16 protein-coding genes are annotated in these 16,165 nt (G+C 66.0%); 4 read left to right on the top strand and 12 right to left on the bottom strand.

The genetic code is table 11. The features are described from left to right. Nucleotides 1-205: 205 nt before the first annotated feature. On the bottom strand, nt 206-1,126 hold the full coding sequence (locus DN388_RS18615; protein WP_255001560.1) for a LysR family transcriptional regulator: 921 nt from the start codon (nt 1,124-1,126) through the stop codon (nt 206-208). 102 nt (nt 1,127-1,228) lie between these two features. Here DN388_RS18615 and DN388_RS18620 point away from each other — a divergent pair, with 102 nt between their 5' ends. The 3 genes from DN388_RS18620 to DN388_RS18630 all read left to right on the top strand — a co-directional run bounded on the left by DN388_RS18620 (nt 1,229) and on the right by DN388_RS18630 (nt 3,517). Continuing rightward, on the top strand, nt 1,229-1,927 hold the full coding sequence (locus tag DN388_RS18620) for an MOSC domain-containing protein (RefSeq protein ID WP_043863688.1): 699 nt from the start codon (nt 1,229-1,231) through the stop codon (nt 1,925-1,927). Further along, complete coding sequence (locus tag DN388_RS18625) at nt 1,924-3,195, top strand: aspartate aminotransferase family protein (RefSeq protein WP_058541824.1); 1,272 nt, start codon at nt 1,924-1,926, stop codon at nt 3,193-3,195. The genes DN388_RS18620 and DN388_RS18625 overlap by 4 nt, the downstream gene beginning before the upstream one ends. A gap of 163 nt (nt 3,196-3,358) precedes the next feature. Further along, nucleotides 3,359-3,517, top strand: coding sequence for a YqaE/Pmp3 family membrane protein (locus DN388_RS18630; RefSeq protein ID WP_011063854.1), 159 nt, complete (start codon nt 3,359-3,361; stop codon nt 3,515-3,517). A 97-nt stretch (nt 3,518-3,614) separates the two neighbouring features. Here the strand turns inward: DN388_RS18630 and DN388_RS18635 are convergent, their stop codons facing one another. From DN388_RS18635 to panB, 11 genes are all read right to left on the bottom strand, one after another. Further along, nucleotides 3,615-5,450 carry a S9 family peptidase gene (locus DN388_RS18635; protein WP_058541825.1) on the bottom strand — a complete coding sequence of 612 codons (1,836 nt, stop codon included), beginning with the start codon at nt 5,448-5,450 and terminating at the stop codon, nt 3,615-3,617. Further along, nucleotides 5,416-6,576, bottom strand: a complete 1,161-nt coding sequence (gene pqqE, locus DN388_RS18640; RefSeq protein ID WP_043863691.1) for a pyrroloquinoline quinone biosynthesis protein PqqE — start codon at nt 6,574-6,576, stop codon at nt 5,416-5,418. Before pqqE ends, DN388_RS18635 begins: the two co-directional genes overlap by 35 nt. Further along, nucleotides 6,548-6,823, bottom strand: coding sequence for a pyrroloquinoline quinone biosynthesis peptide chaperone PqqD (gene pqqD / locus DN388_RS18645; RefSeq protein ID WP_043863692.1), 276 nt, complete (start codon nt 6,821-6,823; stop codon nt 6,548-6,550). The genes pqqE and pqqD overlap by 29 nt, the downstream gene beginning before the upstream one ends. Beyond that, complete coding sequence (gene pqqC, locus DN388_RS18650; RefSeq protein WP_054915971.1) at nt 6,820-7,575, bottom strand: pyrroloquinoline-quinone synthase PqqC; 756 nt, start codon at nt 7,573-7,575, stop codon at nt 6,820-6,822. Before pqqC ends, pqqD begins: the two co-directional genes overlap by 4 nt. Nucleotides 7,576-7,583: 8 nt before the next feature. Next, a complete protein-coding gene (gene pqqB, locus DN388_RS18655) occupies nt 7,584-8,495 on the bottom strand; it encodes a pyrroloquinoline quinone biosynthesis protein PqqB (RefSeq protein WP_255001576.1) in 912 nt (303 codons plus the stop codon). A 67-nt stretch (nt 8,496-8,562) separates the two neighbouring features. After that, entirely contained in the window at nt 8,563-8,634 is a 72-nt protein-coding gene (gene pqqA, locus DN388_RS18660; RefSeq protein ID WP_008365141.1) for a pyrroloquinoline quinone precursor peptide PqqA, read from the bottom strand. Nucleotides 8,635-8,754: 120 nt separating this feature from the next. Then, the gene (gene pqqF / locus DN388_RS18665) at nt 8,755-11,091 is read right to left on the bottom strand and encodes a pyrroloquinoline quinone biosynthesis protein PqqF (RefSeq protein WP_255001577.1); all 2,337 of its coding nucleotides are present in this window, start codon (nt 11,089-11,091) and stop codon (nt 8,755-8,757) included. A gap of 42 nt (nt 11,092-11,133) precedes the next feature. Further along, nucleotides 11,134-11,934 carry a carbon-nitrogen hydrolase family protein gene (locus DN388_RS18670; protein ID WP_043863696.1) on the bottom strand — a complete coding sequence of 267 codons (801 nt, stop codon included), beginning with the start codon at nt 11,932-11,934 and terminating at the stop codon, nt 11,134-11,136. Nucleotides 11,935-11,946: 12 nt separating this feature from the next. Further along, complete coding sequence (locus tag DN388_RS18675; protein ID WP_043863697.1) at nt 11,947-13,629, bottom strand: NAD(P)/FAD-dependent oxidoreductase; 1,683 nt, start codon at nt 13,627-13,629, stop codon at nt 11,947-11,949. 247 nt (nt 13,630-13,876) lie between these two features. Then, nucleotides 13,877-14,335, bottom strand: a complete 459-nt coding sequence (locus DN388_RS18680; RefSeq protein WP_054915967.1) for an Lrp/AsnC family transcriptional regulator — start codon at nt 14,333-14,335, stop codon at nt 13,877-13,879. Between the two features lie 77 nt (nt 14,336-14,412). Then, entirely contained in the window at nt 14,413-15,234 is an 822-nt protein-coding gene (gene panB, locus DN388_RS18685) for a 3-methyl-2-oxobutanoate hydroxymethyltransferase (protein ID WP_088514295.1), read from the bottom strand. Nucleotides 15,235-15,321: 87 nt separating this feature from the next. Here panB and DN388_RS18690 point away from each other — a divergent pair, with 87 nt between their 5' ends. Then, nucleotides 15,322-16,113 (top strand): helix-turn-helix transcriptional regulator, encoded by a 792-nt coding sequence (locus DN388_RS18690; protein ID WP_116052342.1) that lies wholly within the window; start codon nt 15,322-15,324, stop codon nt 16,111-16,113. Nucleotides 16,114-16,165: the final 52 nt, after the last annotated feature.

The following is a 16,165-nucleotide window of genomic DNA, read 5'->3' on the forward strand; positions in this document are numbered from 1 at the left end:
ACTTACATGACGTGGTGACGTTTGGCCTCTTCCGTAAGATTGGATCCACAGCTAATCTTCACCTCATGGACGTCGCGCAGGATGCGCACAGTACATAACAGGGACACGGAAGGATTTCCTGCCAGGACGGCGGGACGAAAAGGATGTCAGGGAAACAGTCTGCAAAACCCCGCTTCGGCGGGGTTTTCTTTTGCCCGGGTTTTTTCTAGCCGAGCACATCCAGAGGTGAACCGCCGATCTGGCGAGGGTCGATCTCTTCCTCCAGCAGATTGCGCAGCAGCTCCACCGACGCCTGCTGGCGCTGCGCATCGCGAAACACCAGGCCTACCTTCAGTGGCACCCGCGGCTCGCTCAGCGGCTTCCAGAGCAGCTCTGGATCGTCCGTGGCGTCGCGCGCACGCCCCGGCAACACGGTTGCCAGCGAAGTATGCGCCAGGCTGTCGAGAATCCCGCCCATGTTGTTCATCTCGGCCTGCACCTGCGGGCGGCGCCCGAGGTTGGCCAGTTGCGCCTGCCAGATCTGGCGTACCTGGAACTCTTCGCCCAGCATCAGCATGGGCAGTTCGGCGGCCTGCTTGAGCGAGACTTTCTTGAATTCGCGCAGCGGGTGCGTGGGCGGGATCACCAGTTGCAGCTCGTCTTCGTACAGCAGCAGGCCGTGAAGGCCCGGCTGGCGCGGCGGCAGGTAGCTGATGCCGATATCCAGGGTGCCGTTGAGCAGGCGCCGTTCGATCTCCAGCCCCGACAGTTCGTAGATCTGCACCACCAGGTGTGGTTGCGCCTTGCGCAGGCGGTCGAGCAGTTGCGGCACCAGGCTCGGCCGTACCGTCTGCAGCACGCCGATGGCCAGGGTCCGCAAGGCCTGCCCGCGGAAGTTGCGCAACGCCTCGCGGGCGCGTTGCAGGCCGTCGAGCAGGGGTAGGGCGTGGTTGTACAGGGTGTGTGCGGCCAGGGTTGGCAACAGGCGCTTGTTGCCCCGTTCGAACAGGCTCACATCGAGGCTGTGCTCGAGCTGGCGGATCTGCTGCGACAGCGCTGGCTGCGACAGTGAAAGGCGTTCGGCGGCCCGGCCCACATGGCCTTCTTCGTACACCGCGACGAAATAACGCAGTTGGCGAAAATCCATAAGCAATACTTATCAAAAAAGCTCGAAAAACGAAATGGCCGAAGGCCCGCGAGAAGCCTAGTCTATCCCGTATTCACAAGGTTTACAGGGCCAGAAGGCGCGATGAATACCGTGTATGTGGATGGCGTTTACATAGGCAAGGCAAAAAATGTCGGTTATGGGTTACTCACCGATATCGATAAGGAACAGGTTGCAAGAAGGCTGTGGTTATGGCCACAGGGGCTGGGCAGCGACGAACACGGCGACCCGCGCTTCCATACCGGCCCCGAGCGGGCCTTGCACCACTATCCGGCCGAGCACTACGCCTGGTGGCGGCGACGTTATCCACAGATCGACTGGTGCGCGCCGGGTTTTGGCGAAAACCTCTCGACCCGCGGCCTTACCGAAGAGCACGTCTGTCTGGGCGACATGTTCCGCTGGGGCGGGGCGCTGCTGCAGGTCAGCCAGCCGCGCTCGCCGTGCTACCGCCTGAGCCATCGCTGGGGCTTGCCGAACCTGCCGCAACAGGCGCAGGACGCGCTGCGCTGCGGCTGGTTCTACCGGGTGCTCAAGCCTGGCTTCGTCAGCGCCGATGAGCCGTTCGAACTGATACAACGCAGCTATCCGGGCCTGACCGTGGCCTGGGCACTGCATACTTTTTACCGTGAACCTCTGGAGCATGCGGGTTTGAAAAAGCTGGTGGATTGTCCGGCCCTCTCGTCACGCTGGCGCGACATCGCGATCAAGCGCCTGCGCAGCGGCCAGGTCGAGGACTGGACCGCGCGCCTGCTTGGCCTGCCGCTGGAAGGGCTGCGCGCATGAACCTGTTCAATCTGCGTCGCCAGGCGGCGCGCGCTGCCGAGCAGGCACCGGCGCCGGTGGCACTGGCCCAGGCCGAGCAGCTGTCGCGGGAATGCCTGATGCCGGCCACCGAGCGTGCGCCACAGGTGTTCGTGCGCGGCCAGGGTTCATGGCTGTGGGACAACGAAGGCCGCGCCTATCTGGATTTCACCCAGGGTTGCGCGGTGAACAGCCTCGGGCACAGCCCCAAGGCGCTGGTGCAGGCACTGAGCAGCCAGGCCCAGGCATTGATAAACCCCGGCGCCGGCTTTCATAACCGTGGCCTGTTGAGCCTGGTCAACCGCCTGTGCCAGAGCACCGGCAGCGATCAGGCCTACCTGCTCAACAGTGGTGCCGAAGCCTGCGAAGGTGCGATCAAGCTGGCGCGCAAGTGGGGCCAGCTGCATCGCAATGGCGCCTACCACATCATCACTGCGCGCCAGAGCTGCCACGGGCGCAGCCTGGGGGCGCTGTCGGCCTCCGACCCGTCGGCGTGCAACCGCTGCGAGCCCGGCCTGCCGGGTTTCAGCAAGGTGCCGTTCAACGATCTGGCCGCGCTGCATGCAGCAGTGGACTCGCGTACCGTGGCGATCATGCTCGAGCCGATCCAGGGCGAGGCCGGGGTGATCCCGGCCACCCAGCATTACCTCAAGGGTGTCGAGCGCCTGTGCCGCGAACTGGGCATCCTGCTGATCCTGGATGAGGTGCAGACCGGCGTGGGCCGTTGCGGCGCGCTGCTGGCCGAGCAGACCTACGGTGTGCGCGCCGACATCATCACCCTGGGCAAGGGCCTGGGCGGCGGTGTGCCGCTGGCCGCCCTGCTGGCGCGGGGTACGGCCTGCTGCGCCGAGGCCGGCGAGCTGGAAGGCAGTCACCATGGCAATGCACTGATGAGTGCGGCGGGCCTGGCGATTCTCGATGCCGTGCTGGAGCCGGGCTTCATGGAGCAGGTGCAGGCGTCGGGGCGGCACCTGCGTGATGGCCTGAGCCACCTGGCGGGGCGTTATGGCCAGGGCGAGGTGCGCGGCCAGGGCTTGCTGTGGGGCCTGGAGCTGAGCGACGACTCGGCCGCGGCCCTGGTCAAGGCGGCGCTGCAGGAAGGGCTGCTGCTCAATGCGGCGCAGGCCAATGTGCTGCGCTTTTCGCCGGCGCTGACCGTCAGCCGCGGCAACATCGACGAAATGCTGCTGCGCCTGGCGCGTGCCTTTGCCCGTGTGCACACGGCGCAACTCAACCAGCGGCGTGCCTGACCCGGTAGCGCCGTACCGAATTCAACGAACCGTCTCGCGTTCCTGCGCATCGCCCCGGGCCTGATCCTTTTGGCCTGGGGCGTTTTTTTATGGGGGATGGCTATTTGAACCAGTGGGGGGTGCTTGCAGTCTGTAGTTAGGACTTTAGACAAGGAGCTGCCCGATGGACCTGATCCGAATTATCTTCGCCATTCTGTTGCCGCCGCTGGGCGTGTTCCTGCAGGTGGGTTTTGGTGGCGCCTTCTGGCTGAACATCCTGCTCACCTTGTGCGGTTACATTCCGGGGATCGTGCACGCGGTGTACATCATCGCCAAGCGCTAGACCGCGTCGCGGCCATCGCCTGTAGGAGCCGGCGTTGCCGGCGAATGGGCCTGTACGGTTCAGACCGCGCTGGGACATTCGCCAGCAAGGCTGGCTCCTACAATGGCAATGGCCGTGACAGAACCTCCCGGTAGAACTTCCACTCTTCTTCCAGCGCATGCGCCAGGTTCGCTGCCGTCCGGAACCCGTGCCGCTCGGTCGGGTAGAAATGCCCTTCGGCACGCACCCCATTGGCCTTCAGCGCCGCCAGCATCGAACGGGTCTGCTCCGGTACCACCACCGCATCCAGTTCGCCCTGGAAGAAAATCACCGGCACCTTGATCTGCGCGGCATGCAGCAGTGGCGTGCGCGCCTGATAACGCTGCACATCCTGCTGCGGGTCGCCGATCAGCCAGTCCAGGTAATCGCCTTCGAACTTGTGCGTGGCGCGCGTCAGCGCCAGCGGGTCGCTGACCCCGTACAGGCTCGCCCCGCCACGGAACACATTCTGGAACGCCAGCGCACACAGCGTGGTGTAGCCCCCGGCGCTGCCCCCGCGGATGAACGCCTGCGTCGGGTCGATCAACCCTTGCCCTGCCAGGAAGTCGACCACCGCGCAGGCATCCTGCACGTCCACTTCGCCCCAGCGCAGGTGCAGGGCCTGGCGATAGGCGCGGCCATAGCCGCTGCTGCCACGGTAGTTGAGGTCGGCCACGGCAAAGCCGCGCTGGGTCCAGTACTGGATGCGCGGGTCGAGCACCGGGAAGCACGCCGAGGTCGGTCCGCCATGCACGAACACCACCAGCGGCGGCGCCTCGACACCATTCATGGCCGGGTAGAAGAAGGCGTGCGCCTGGGCATCGCCGCTGGGGTAGGTGATGCTGCGCGGCTGGCTGACCTGTTCGCTGGGCAAGGGCATCGCACCGCCGGCCAGCACCTGAACGGCATGGCTGTGGCGGTCGATGGCGATGACGGCGGGCGTGCTGACGGCAGATGCGGCGATGGCATACAGGTACCGGTCGTCGATCTCCAGGCAGCGAAAGCGGGTGTAGACGTCACTGAAGTCTTCCAGGGTGCCATCGGCATGATGCACGCCCAGGCGGCTGAAGCCGCCCTCGAACCAGCTCGCCAGGTACCCGCCGCCGTCCAGGGGCAGCCAGGTGCTGGCGCCCAGTTGCCACGGTGCGCCGGCATGGTCGGCGCGCTCGGCCGGCAGTGCTGCCCAGCCCTGCGGGGTTTCGCCCCAGGGTTGCCAGTAGCCGTCACGATCCGACAGGCAGTACAGGCAACCGTCGGCATCGAAGCGCGGCTGCTGCAGCGATTCCGGTTGCGCCTCGCTGCCGGCGATGCAGCGCGGCGCTTCCCAGGTGTGTGCATCGCGGCGTTCGGCGCACAGCAGGCGGGTGGCAGTCCAGGGTTGGTGCGGGCGGCTCCATTCGATCCAGGCCAGGCGCTGGCCGTCGGCGCTGAGGGTGGGAGCGGCATAGAAGTCGGCGCCTTCGGCCAGTACCGTGCGGGTGCCGGCGGCGATCGATACCAGCCGGTGCACATCGGCGTCTTCTTCAACCGCCAGCACCTGGCCGGCGCCCCAGCGCAGGTCACCGTAGCGGCACTGGCCGTGGGTCAGCGGCTGCGGCTGCCCGCCGCCGAGCCCCTGGCTGTAGAGCTGCTGGTCGGCTTCGTTGACGAACACCAGCCCGTCGTCGCTCAGGCAGAAACCGCCGCCGCCATACTCGTAGACGCGGCTGCGCACGCTGAAGCCGTCGGGGGTCAGGCAGCGGGCCTGGCCGTCGCGCCACTGCCAGATGCGGCAACCGCCGTCCTGGGGGCGAAACTCGTTCCAGAACAGCCCCAGCGGGCTGCGCTTGAGTTCGGCATAGTCGGTGCCGGCGGCAACCGCCTGTTGTGCGCTGAAACGCTCAGCCGCGGGCGATGAGACGGGAGTTTCGATCATTGCGGAAGGTCATCTGGTCGATGGTCTGGGTGGCGGTTTCGGCCTCCTCCCGAGCAGCGAGGATGATCCCGTGGTCCGCCGATTTGGCGCAAACCGGGTCGGCATTGCTGGCGTCGCCGGTCAGCATGAAGGCCTGGCAGCGGCAGCCGCCGAAGTCCTTTTCTTTCTCGTCGCAGGAGCGGCACGGCTCGGGCATCCAGTCGTAACCGCGAAAACGGTTGAAGCCGAACGAGTCATACCATATGTGCTGCATGCTGTGTTCGCGCACGTTGGGAAATTGTACCGGCAACTGGCGTGCGCCATGGCACGGCAGTGCGGTGCCGTCCGGGGTGACGGTGAGGAAGATGCTGCCCCAGCCGTTCATGCAGCCCTTGGGCCGCTCTTCATAGTAGTCGGGGGTGACGAAGATCAGCTTGCACGGGTTGCCCGCAGCCTGCAGTTTCTCGCGGTATTCGTTGGTGATGCGTTCGGCGCGCTCCAGCTGCGCGCGGGTGGGCAGCAGGCCGGCGCGGTTGAGCTTGGCCCAGCCGTAGAACTGGCACGTGGCGAGCTCGACGAAGTCGGCTTCCAGGGCGATGCACAGCTCGATGATGCGGTCGATCTTGTCGATGTTGTGCCGGTGGGTGACGAAGTTCAGCACCATCGGGTAGCCGTGGGCCTTGACCGCGCGCGCCATCTCCAGCTTCTGCGCGAACGCTTTCTTCGAGCCGGCCAGCAGGTTGTTGACCTGTTCGTCGCTGGCCTGGAAGCTGATCTGGATGTGGTCCAGCCCGGCGCGCTTGAAGTCGGCGATCTTCTGTTCGGTCAGGCCGATGCCGGAGGTGATCAGGTTGGTGTAGTAGCCCAGGCGGCGCCCCTCGCCGATCAGCTCGGCCAGGTCCTGGCGCACCAGTGGCTCGCCGCCGGAAAAGCCCAGTTGCGCGGCGCCCATTTCACGCGCCTCGGCCATCACCTTGAACCACTGCTCGGTGCTCAACTCCTTGCCCTGCTCGGCGAAGTCCAGCGGGTTGGAGCAGTACGGGCATTGCAGCGGGCAGCGGTAGGTCAGCTCGGCCAGCAGCCACAGCGGCAGGCCGACTGCGGGCTTGGCCGGTACCTCACTCAAGGACGATCCAGTGTTGCTCACGGGCGACCTCCATGAATTGCTCGATGTCGTCACCGAGTTCGGGTACGCCGGGGAATTGAACGTCCAGCTCGGCAATGATCGCGGCCACATCGCGCTTGCCGTCGATCAGCCCGCCGATCAGTGCGGCGCTTTCGTTGAGCTTGATCATGCCTTCGGGGTAGAGCAGCACATGGCCCTTCTGCGCCGGTTCGTACTGGAAGCGGTAGCCGGGGCGCCAGTGCGGCGTCTTCGAACGGTCGAAACTCATAAGGTGATCCCCTTGTGCCACACCCGCTCGCTGGTGACGCTGTGGTAGGGCGGGCGGTTCAGTTCATAGGCCATGCTCATGGCGTCGAGCATGCTCCACAGAATATCGAGCTTGAACTGAAGAATCTCCAGCATGCGTTGTTGACCCTGCACCGTGGTGTAGTGCTGCAGGGTGATGCTCAGGCCATGCTCCACATCGCGCCGGGCCTGGCCCAGGCGGGTGCGGAAGTACTCGTAGCCGGCCGGGTCGATCCAGGGATAGTGCTGTGGCCAGCTGTCCAGGCGTGACTGGTGGATCTGCGGGGCGAACAGTTCGGTCAGCGAGCTGCTGGCCGCTTCCTGCCAGCTGGCACGGCGGGCGAAGTTGACGTAGGCGTCGACCGCGAAGCGCACGCCGGGCAGCACCAGCTCCTGCGAGCGTAGCTGGTCGGGGTCCAGGCCCACGGCCTGGCCCAGGCGCAGCCAGGCTTCGATGCCGCCGTCTTCGCCGGGGGCGCCGTCGTGGTCGAGCAGGCGCTGGATCCACTCACGGCGGATCTCGCGGTCCGGGCAGTTGGCCAGGATCGCCGCATCCTTCATCGGGATGTTGACCTGGTAGTAGAAGCGGTTGGCGACCCAGCCCTGGATCTGCTCGCGGCTGGCGCGGCCTTCATACATGGCCACGTGGTAGGGGTGATGGATGTGGTAGTAGGCGCCCTTGGCGCGCAAGGCCTGCTCGAACGCGGCGGGGGAAAGCGGTACGGCTTCGCTCATGGGGGCTCCTACAGCTCGATGCTCATGCCGTCGAAGGCCACTTCGACGTTGCGGCGGGCCAGTTCGGCGCGCTCGGCGGAGTCTTCATCGAGAATCGGGTTGGTGTTGTTGATGTGGATAAGTACCTTGCGCTGGTCGGGGAAGCCTTCGAGTAACTCGAGCATGCCGCCGGGGCCATTCTGTGCCAGGTGACCCATCTCGCGGCCCGTGCGGGTACCGACACCGCGGCGCTGCATCTCATCATCCTCCCACAGCGTGCCGTCGACCAGCAGGCAATCGGCGTCGTGCATCAGTTGCAGCAGCTTGTCGTCGAACTGGCCAAGGCCCGGGGCGTAGAACAGCTTGCCGCCGGTGCGCAGGTCTTCGACCATCAGCCCCAGGTTGTCGCCCGGGTGCGGGTCGAAGCGGTGCGGGGAGTAGGGCGGCGCGGCGCTGCGCAGCGGGAACGGGGTAAAGCGCAGGTTCGGGCACGCCTGGATCACGAAGCTGCCTTCGAGCTCTATGCGGTTCCACTGCAGGCCACCGTTCCAGTGGCTGAGCATGGTGAACAGAGGGAAGCCGGTGCTCAGGTCCTGGTGGACCATGTCGGTGCACCACACCTGGTGCGGGCAACCTTCGCGCAGGCTGAGCAGGCCGGTGGTGTGGTCGATCTGGCTGTCGAGCAGGATGATCGCGTTGATCCCGGTGTCGCGCAGGGCGCGGGCCGGCTGCATGGGGGCGAAGCCTTGCAGCTGCGCGCGGATGTCCGGCGAGGCGTTGCACAGCACCCAGTGCACCCCGTCGTCGGACAGTGCGATCGAGGACTGGGTGCGTGCGCTGGCGCGCAAGGTGCCGTCGCGAAAGCCCTTGCAGTTGTCGCAGTTGCAGTTCCACTGCGGGAAACCGCCGCCGGCGGCGGAACCTAGAATCTGGATGTACATGGCCACTCCTGCTGCGTCCAAAAATGAAAACGCCCCGGCTGACCGAGGCGTTGTACCGCAAGCAGACTCAGCGACTTGCGAAATACATGGTCACTTCAAAGCCAATACGCAGGTCAGTGTAAGCAGGTTTGGTCCACATGGGAGTACTCCTTCCGGATAGGTCTGGGGGCGGGTGGCTACATATTTAGGCCCCCCTTTGAAACAAGGGGTTACAACGGCCCGGGTAGCGCCATCTTACTAAAATTAATGGACAGTTTGGTTAAACCTGCGAGAAAGGCTGTTGCGTTGCCGGTAACAATCCGCCCTGTGCGGCGCTGGCCAGGTACAGGGCGTTGTCGAACAGGTGCCGGGCGGCGTGTTCGAGCTGCTGTGCGGTGACCGCCAGCAGCTGCTGTCGCAGCGTGTCCAGGCTGGGGGTGTCGCTGCCGGCCAGCCGGGCCTGCCAGGCCCATTCGGCGACGTCGGCATTGCCCATGTCCGGTTCGTGGAACTGCGCCGCCAGGGCCTGACGCGCCTCGGCATCATCGGTCAGGTCATGGGTGAAGCCTGCGACCACGCAGCGCATGTGCTCGAGAATCTGTGCCGGGTCGGCCTTGGGCGACTGCACGCCCAGCAGCAGGCCGGTATGGCCCTGCACCTGGCGCAATGCGCTGAACACTGCATAGCCCAGTTGCAGCTCCACCCGCAGGCGCTGGTAGAAGGGCCCTTGCAGTCGATGTGCCAGCAGCCGGTACACCGCTTCGCTGCCGGGCGGGGCGGGGCAGAACACCAGCAGTGCGTGCTCGCCTTCGGGCAGCGGCACATGCTGCCAGGGCCCTGTGGCATCGCCGGTGATCGGCTCGGCCATGCCCGGCTGTCCCGGTACCTGGGCCAGCAGCGCATTCAGCGCCGGCTGCACCGCTTCGGTGAAGCCGCAGGTCATGCCCTGCCAGCGGGCATGCTGCCAGAGCGCATCCAGCTCGGGCTGGGCGATCAGGCAGGTCGGCAATGGCCCCGGGTCACGCCCGACGATATAGCCCGGCAACTGCTTTAGCAGCAGGCGGATCGGGATCAGCGCCGGCTCGGTGCCTGAGCCTGCGCTCCAGTCCTGGGCGGCAGGCAGGCGCAGCAGCGCCAATGCCTGCTCGACGACTGCGACAATGGCGGGCGGTGACCCGGCGCAGCGCAGTTGCCAGAGGTGCTCGCACTCGCTCCATTGCAGCTCCACCGAGGCGCGGGTGGCGCGCTCGACCAGTGGGCGCAGGGCACCTTCGAGTACGCGCCACAGCCGCGCGCGCAACGCCGAGCGCACCTGCCAGCGCAGGTAGATCACGCCGTACTGCCGCACGGCCGGCAGCGCCGGGCTGTGGATAACCCCGGCGGGTGTCGGCGTGGCGGGTGCATCGCTGAACCCGACGGCCAGCAAGGGCTCGGCAGGTGGCAGTCGCCAGGGCTGGCGGGCTTGCTCGGTGAAGGGTTCGAGCAGGCCTTGCAGTGCCGCCAGTCCCTGGGCGTCGAGTGCACTGAATGGCTGGCCGCTGCTGTCGCGGCGCGCCAGTTCCAGGGCGCCGGCGGCCAGCGCGCGTGACTGCTGGATACGTGCATATTCGCTGTTCAGCGCCGTCAGGTCGGCATCGCGCAAGAAGCTCAGCCAGTCCCGGAACAGGTCTTCGACCTGGTCGGCAGGTGCCGCGTCATTGAGCTTGAAGCGCGCGTGCAGTAGTGCCTGTGCGGCGAACTGATGCAATGCCGAAAAACTGAAATCCTCCAGCCAGCGCCGTTCGCGCAAAGCGGCCAGCAGCCCGCCCGGGCGGGTGTCCGAAAGCCAGGTGTCGAGAAAGGCGATCGCCTGGGCAGCGCCGGCGGGCAGCCGTTCATAGCCGAGCAGCACATCCCGTTGCCCGGGCAGCTGTTCAACCCGCGCAGCGCGAAGCTGCAGCGCCGGTGCCGGGCCTTGTTCGATGGGCTGCCCGGGTGCGAAGACGGCGCCGTACTGCATGGCCAGGGCTTCAAGGGTGGCCAGCGGCTGTGGGCCGACCAGGCTCAGGGTCATCTGCCCGGCCTGGTAGTAGCGTTGGTGAAAAGCTTGCAGGGCGCTCTGGAAGGCCGCGTCGGGTACCGGCAGGCTGTAGCGGTTGCCAGCGTGAAAACCGCTCAGCGGATGCTGCGCCGACACGCTCTGCAGCAGTGCGTGCTGACGCTGCGCTTCGGGGTTGCGCGCCCAGGCAATGAACTCGGCATGGATCACTTCGCGCTCGCGCAGCTGTTGCGCACGGTCGGCCTGGGGGTTGGCGAGCATTTCGCACAAGCGCTCGATGCCCCCCTCGAAGGCGGCAGCCGGCACTTCGAAGAAGAAGTCGGTGGTGCGCTCCCGCGTGCTGGCATTGACCTGGCCGCCCTGGCGCTGCACGTAGCGCATCAGGGCGTCGTCGATGGCAAAGCGCGGGTTGCCGAGAAAGAACAGGTGTTCGAGAAAGTGCGCCAGCCCCGGCCAGGCGTTGGGAGCATCGTGGCTGCCGGCGCGCACCCGCACTGCCGCTGCACAGCGCTTGAGCCGCGGTGCATGGCGCAGGGTGACGTGCAGGCCGTTGGGCAGGGTGAGGTGGGCGCAGGACATGACGGCTCCGGTAACGTGCGAACCGTCATGCTAGCGGATAAATCAGTGCTTGCGCGGGCCGCCGTGGAGTTCCACACGCAGGTCGTGCAGGTACGGTGTGCTGGCGCGGCCTTCGTGCACCCGTTGCAGCTCGAGGTCGGCCACCAGCAGCGTGGGCTCATGCCCGGCCATGGCCAGCAGGCTGCCGTCCGGGCCGATGATGCTGCTTTGGCCGCAATAGTGGATCTGCTCCTCGGCGCCGCAGTAGTTGGCATACACCAGGTAGCACTGGTTCTCCTGGGCGCGTACGCGCACGGTGAACTGGCAGATGAAATCGTAGGGCTGCATGTTGGCTGTCGGCACCACGATCAGCTCGGCCCCGGCCAGGGCCAGGCGGCGGGCGTTTTCCGGGAACTCGATGTCGTAGCAGATCAACAGGCCCAGCTGCCAGCCATTGAGCGTGACCACCGGGAAGTGGTCGGGGCCGGGGCTGAACATGGCGCGGTCCAGCCCGCCGAACAGGTGGGTCTTGCGGTAGTTGGCCAGGCTGCTGCCGTGGGCGTCGATCAACTGCACGCTGTTGTACACCTGGCCGTCCTCGCCAAGTTCGGGGTAGCCGTAGACGATGGCGATGCGGTTGGCCTGGGCAATTTCCACCACGGCCATGGCCGATGCGCCGTCCTGCGGCTCGGCCAGGCGTGCGACCGCTTCGCTGCCGATGTTGTAGCCGCTGAGGAACATCTCGGGGCACACCAGCAGTTCGGCGCCGCGTGCCGCCGCCAGCTGCGCCTGCTGGTGCAGGCGCTCGAGGTTGCCGGCCACGTCCATCGGGTGGGGCTGGCCCTGGTACAGGGCTATGCGCATGGGTCTCTCCTTTCAGTCGGCCAGGGCGATCGGGCCGATCTCGTTGAATACATCGCCAGGGCCGGGGTTGTCGGCGTGGGTGCGGCCACCGAAGTGGTTCATGATGCCCCATACCGCGTTGAGCGAAGTCTGCACCGCGCCTTCGACCCAGGCCGGGGTCCAGGAGACGTCGTCGCCTGCGATAAAGATGCCGCGCTGCTCGGCAGGCAGGTCCTGCTGCATGAAGTGCGCGTACATGCGCTGATTGTAACGATAATGGCCGGGCAGGGCGCCCTTGAACGCCCCCAGGAAATGCGGGTCGGCTTCCCACGACACGGTGATCGGGTCGCCGATGATGTGCCCGGCGATATCGACCTTGGGGTAGATCTTCTTCAGGGCGTCCAGCGCCAGTTTCACGCGTTTTTCCACCGGGTGCGGCAGCATCTTGAGCGCATCGCTCATCCACGAGTACGACAGGCAGATCACCCCCGGCCTGTCGTCGCCGTTGTCGAACAGGTAGGTGCCGCGGGTGAGGCGGTCGGTGAGGGTCATGCTCATCAGGTCGCGGCCGGTCTGCGGGTCCTTGTCCTTCCAGAACGGGCGGTCGACCATCACGAAGGTCTTGGACGACTGCATGTAGCGGGTGCGGTCCAGGGCCATCCACATCTTCTGCGAGAACAGCGACTCCTCGCACTCGATCTGGGTGGTCAGCAGCCAGCTCTGACAGGTGGTGAGCACCGCGGCGTAATGGCGGGTGACGCCCCAGGTGTCGGTAACGGCCAGGCGCCCATCGTCGGCGCGGGCGATGCTTTTCACCCCTGAATGTGGCGTGCCACGGTGCAACGAGCTGAGGCTGGTGCCTTGCGGCCAGTGGGCGCAGCGTTGCGGCACATGCCGCCAGATGCCCAGGGGCACCTGCTCGACACCGCCCACCACCAGGTGCTGGTGATCGTCGCAGTTGGTCATCACCACGCGGAAGATCTCGAGCATCGAGTTGGGGAAGTCGGAGTCCCAGCCGCCGGTGCCAAAGCCCACCTGGCCGAACACTTCGCGGTGCAGGAAGCTGAGCTTGGCGAAGGCCTTGGAGGTGGCGACGAAGTCGTAGAAGGTGCGGTCGTCCCACAGCGGCACCAGGGTGTTCCACAGCGCCTTCAGGCGCGGCACGTCGCGATCGCGGATTGCCTGCTGGATGTCGCCGAAGCGTGCACCATCCTCCAGCGCATCGGCCCAGGCGTCGGCGACTTCCTGGAACAGTGCCGGCAGGTCGCTGAGTTTTTCGGCGTAGTGGGTCTGGCCCTCGAGGTCGATCACCGTGCTGCCGGAGGCGGGGGTCAGCGGGTTGGGGAAGGGTCTGGTCTCCAGGCCCAGCTTGTCGACGTAGTGATAGAAGGCCGTGGAAGACACCGGGAAGCGCATGCCACCCAGCTCGGCGACGATGCCTTCGGCGCCGGAGAAGGTCTGCGAGCGCAGGCGCCCGCCCATTTTCGACGCCTCGTACACCACCGGCTTGAGGCCCAGCTTCATCAGCTCGTAGGCGGCCACCAGGCCGGCGATGCCGGCACCGACGATGGCCACCTCCTCACCGTGGCGCTCGGCGGGAATGCTGCCCAGGCCGGCCGGGTGCTCGATCCAGTCGTCGAAGGCGAAGGGGAAGTCCGGGCCGAAGATGGTGACCGGTTTTTTGCCGTCGGCGGGGTGGCGATTGTTCTTGTTCATGGGAGACCTTGCCAGGGCTGCGCGGGGAGCGGAGCTTGAGTATAGGAAATGCTGGCGGTCATTCTACGAGGGGAGGGTGTTGGTTATTAAGATGCAGAGTGTCGTCGTTTTGTGGGGATTTTTGTCATTGTGACGGGATGCTTGAGCAGAGTGATGCCTTCGCCGGCAAGGCCGGCTCCTACAGGTTTGCGAGCACCGTTAGCATGCTTGCCAGCGAAGGGCCCTATCTGTTCCCCGCTAACCCATGTCAAACCGGTTGGCCGCGGTCCACCTTGCTGCTGAGGATGATCGAGGTGGTGGTTTTCTCCACGCCCTCGACACTGCCGATCTGGTCGAGCAACTGGTCCAGTTGTTCGGGCGAATCGCTGCGCAGCCACGCCACATAGTCGAACTCGCCACTGACCGCACACAACTGCTGGATCTGCCCCATGGCGCTCAGGCGGCGTACCACCTCCTTGCCCGAGCGGGGGCGCACAGTGATGCCCACATAGGCCTGCAGGCCGCCGTCGATCACGCGCTGGCCAAGGCGCACGCCGTAACCGCTGATGACGTTGGTTTTCTCCAGGCGCGCCAGGCGCGAGGTCACGGTGGTGCGGGCAATGCCCAGTTGCCGGGCAAGCATGGCCACGCTTTCGCGGGCGTTGATCTGCAGGGCGGCGATCAGTTGACGGTCGATTTCATCGAGGGCGACAGGGCGGGTGGGCATGGACAGGGATCGTTTCTTTAGCTTGGGAAGTGGGCCGATTAAGGCAGCTAATCGACCCACTGTCCACGCCGGTGCTATCAGGGCGCGGCCTTGAAGCAGTGCTCCAGCCCCGGGAACTCCCCGCTGCGCACCTCGCGGGCGTAGTGCTCCAGTGCCTGTTCGATCTGCGGTTGCAGCTCGGCATAGCGTTTGACGAAGCGCGGCTGGTACTCGCCGAACAGGCCCAGCAGGTCCTCGGTCACCAGCACCTGCCCATCGCACGCAGGGGATGCGCCAATGCCGATGGTGGGGATGTGTAACGCTTCGCTCAGGCTGCGGGCCAGCGGCTCGGCGATGCCCTCGAGCACCACCGAGAACGCACCCGCCGCCTGCATGGCCAAGGCATCGTCGCGCACCTTGGTTGCGCTTTGTTCATCCCGCCCCTGGGCCTTGAAGCCGCCCATGCTGTTGACCTGCTGCGGCATCAGGCCCACGTGCGCCATCACCGGAATGCCACGGCGCACCAGAAATTCGACGGTGTGGGCCATTTCGGCGCCGCCTTCGAGCTTGACGCCCTGTGCACCGGTTTCGCGCAGCACCCGGGCGGCGCTGACAAACGCCTGCTCCGGCGAGGCCTGATAGCAGCCGAACGGCAGGTCGACCACCACGCAGGCGCGCTCTGCCCCGCGCATCACCGCCTGGCCATGGGCAATCATCATGTCCAGGGTCACGCCCAGGGTGCTGGGCATGCCGTACAGCACCATGCCCACCGAATCGCCGACGATGATCAGGTCGGCATGGGCATCCACCCAGCGGGCCATGGGCAGGCTGTAGGCGGTCAGCACCACCAGGCTGCCGGCGCCCTTGCGCTGCTGGATGGCGGGAATGGTCAGGCGGTTTTGACGTACATGGGTGCTCATCGACAAGTCTCCGATCAGGTTGTGCAACGGGTCGCGGCGCAGGCTACCATCGGCACTTTTGGCTCACTTGAGCAAAGGGGACAGCTGATGCCGCAAGCGGGACAGATACCGCAGGTGCCGCCCGTACCGCTGGCGCTTTCGCGCCCGGTGCAGCGGCGCATGTTCGGCATACCGGCAGGTTATGAAGTGCAGATGCACAGCCATGACTGGGTGCAGTTCACCTATGCCAGCGCCGGGATCATGCAGGTGCTGACCGAGCGCCACAGCTATCTGCTGCCGCCGCAGTGCGCGTTGTGGATTCCGCCAGGGGTGCAGCACACGGCGTTCAGTGAGCAGGCGCTGGCGTTTCGCGGGCTGTACCTGGATGCCGCGGTGCTGCCGGGCGCTCGCCGTGACTGCGCGGTACTGCAGGTGACGCCGCTGGTGCGCGAGCTGATCGAACGGGTCAGCCACTTTCCCGCCGACTACCCTGACGACGGGCCGCAGGCGCGCCTGCTGCAGGTGCTGGTGGACGAGTTGCAGGGGCTGGCCGAAGCACCGTTCAGCCTGCCGCTGCCCAGCGACCCGCGCCTGCGCCGGATCACCGATGCACTGCAGGCCGAGCCTGGGGACAACCGCACCATCGAGCAATGGGCGCAGCAGGTGGGGGCATCGCGGCGCACCCTGGTGCGCCTGTTTCAGGCGCAGACCCAGCTTTCATTCCGTGAATGGCGCCAGCGCCTGCGCTTGCTGGCCGCATTGCCGTTGCTGGCGCAGGGCATGAGCGTGACTCGGCTGGCGAATGAACTGGGATATGACTCGGTGTCGGCGTTCATCGGGTTGTTTCAGCGCCACTATGGGAAGACGCCGGGGGTGTATGCGGCCAGTTTGGGGACGTGATTGTGAAGTTCTGAGGGCCAAAAACGCAAAAGCCGCGCAATGCGCGGCTTTG

The sequence above is a fragment of the Pseudomonas sp. S12(2018) genome (assembly GCF_024355235.1).
Classification (GTDB): Bacteria; Pseudomonadota; Gammaproteobacteria; order Pseudomonadales; family Pseudomonadaceae; genus Aquipseudomonas; species Aquipseudomonas palmensis.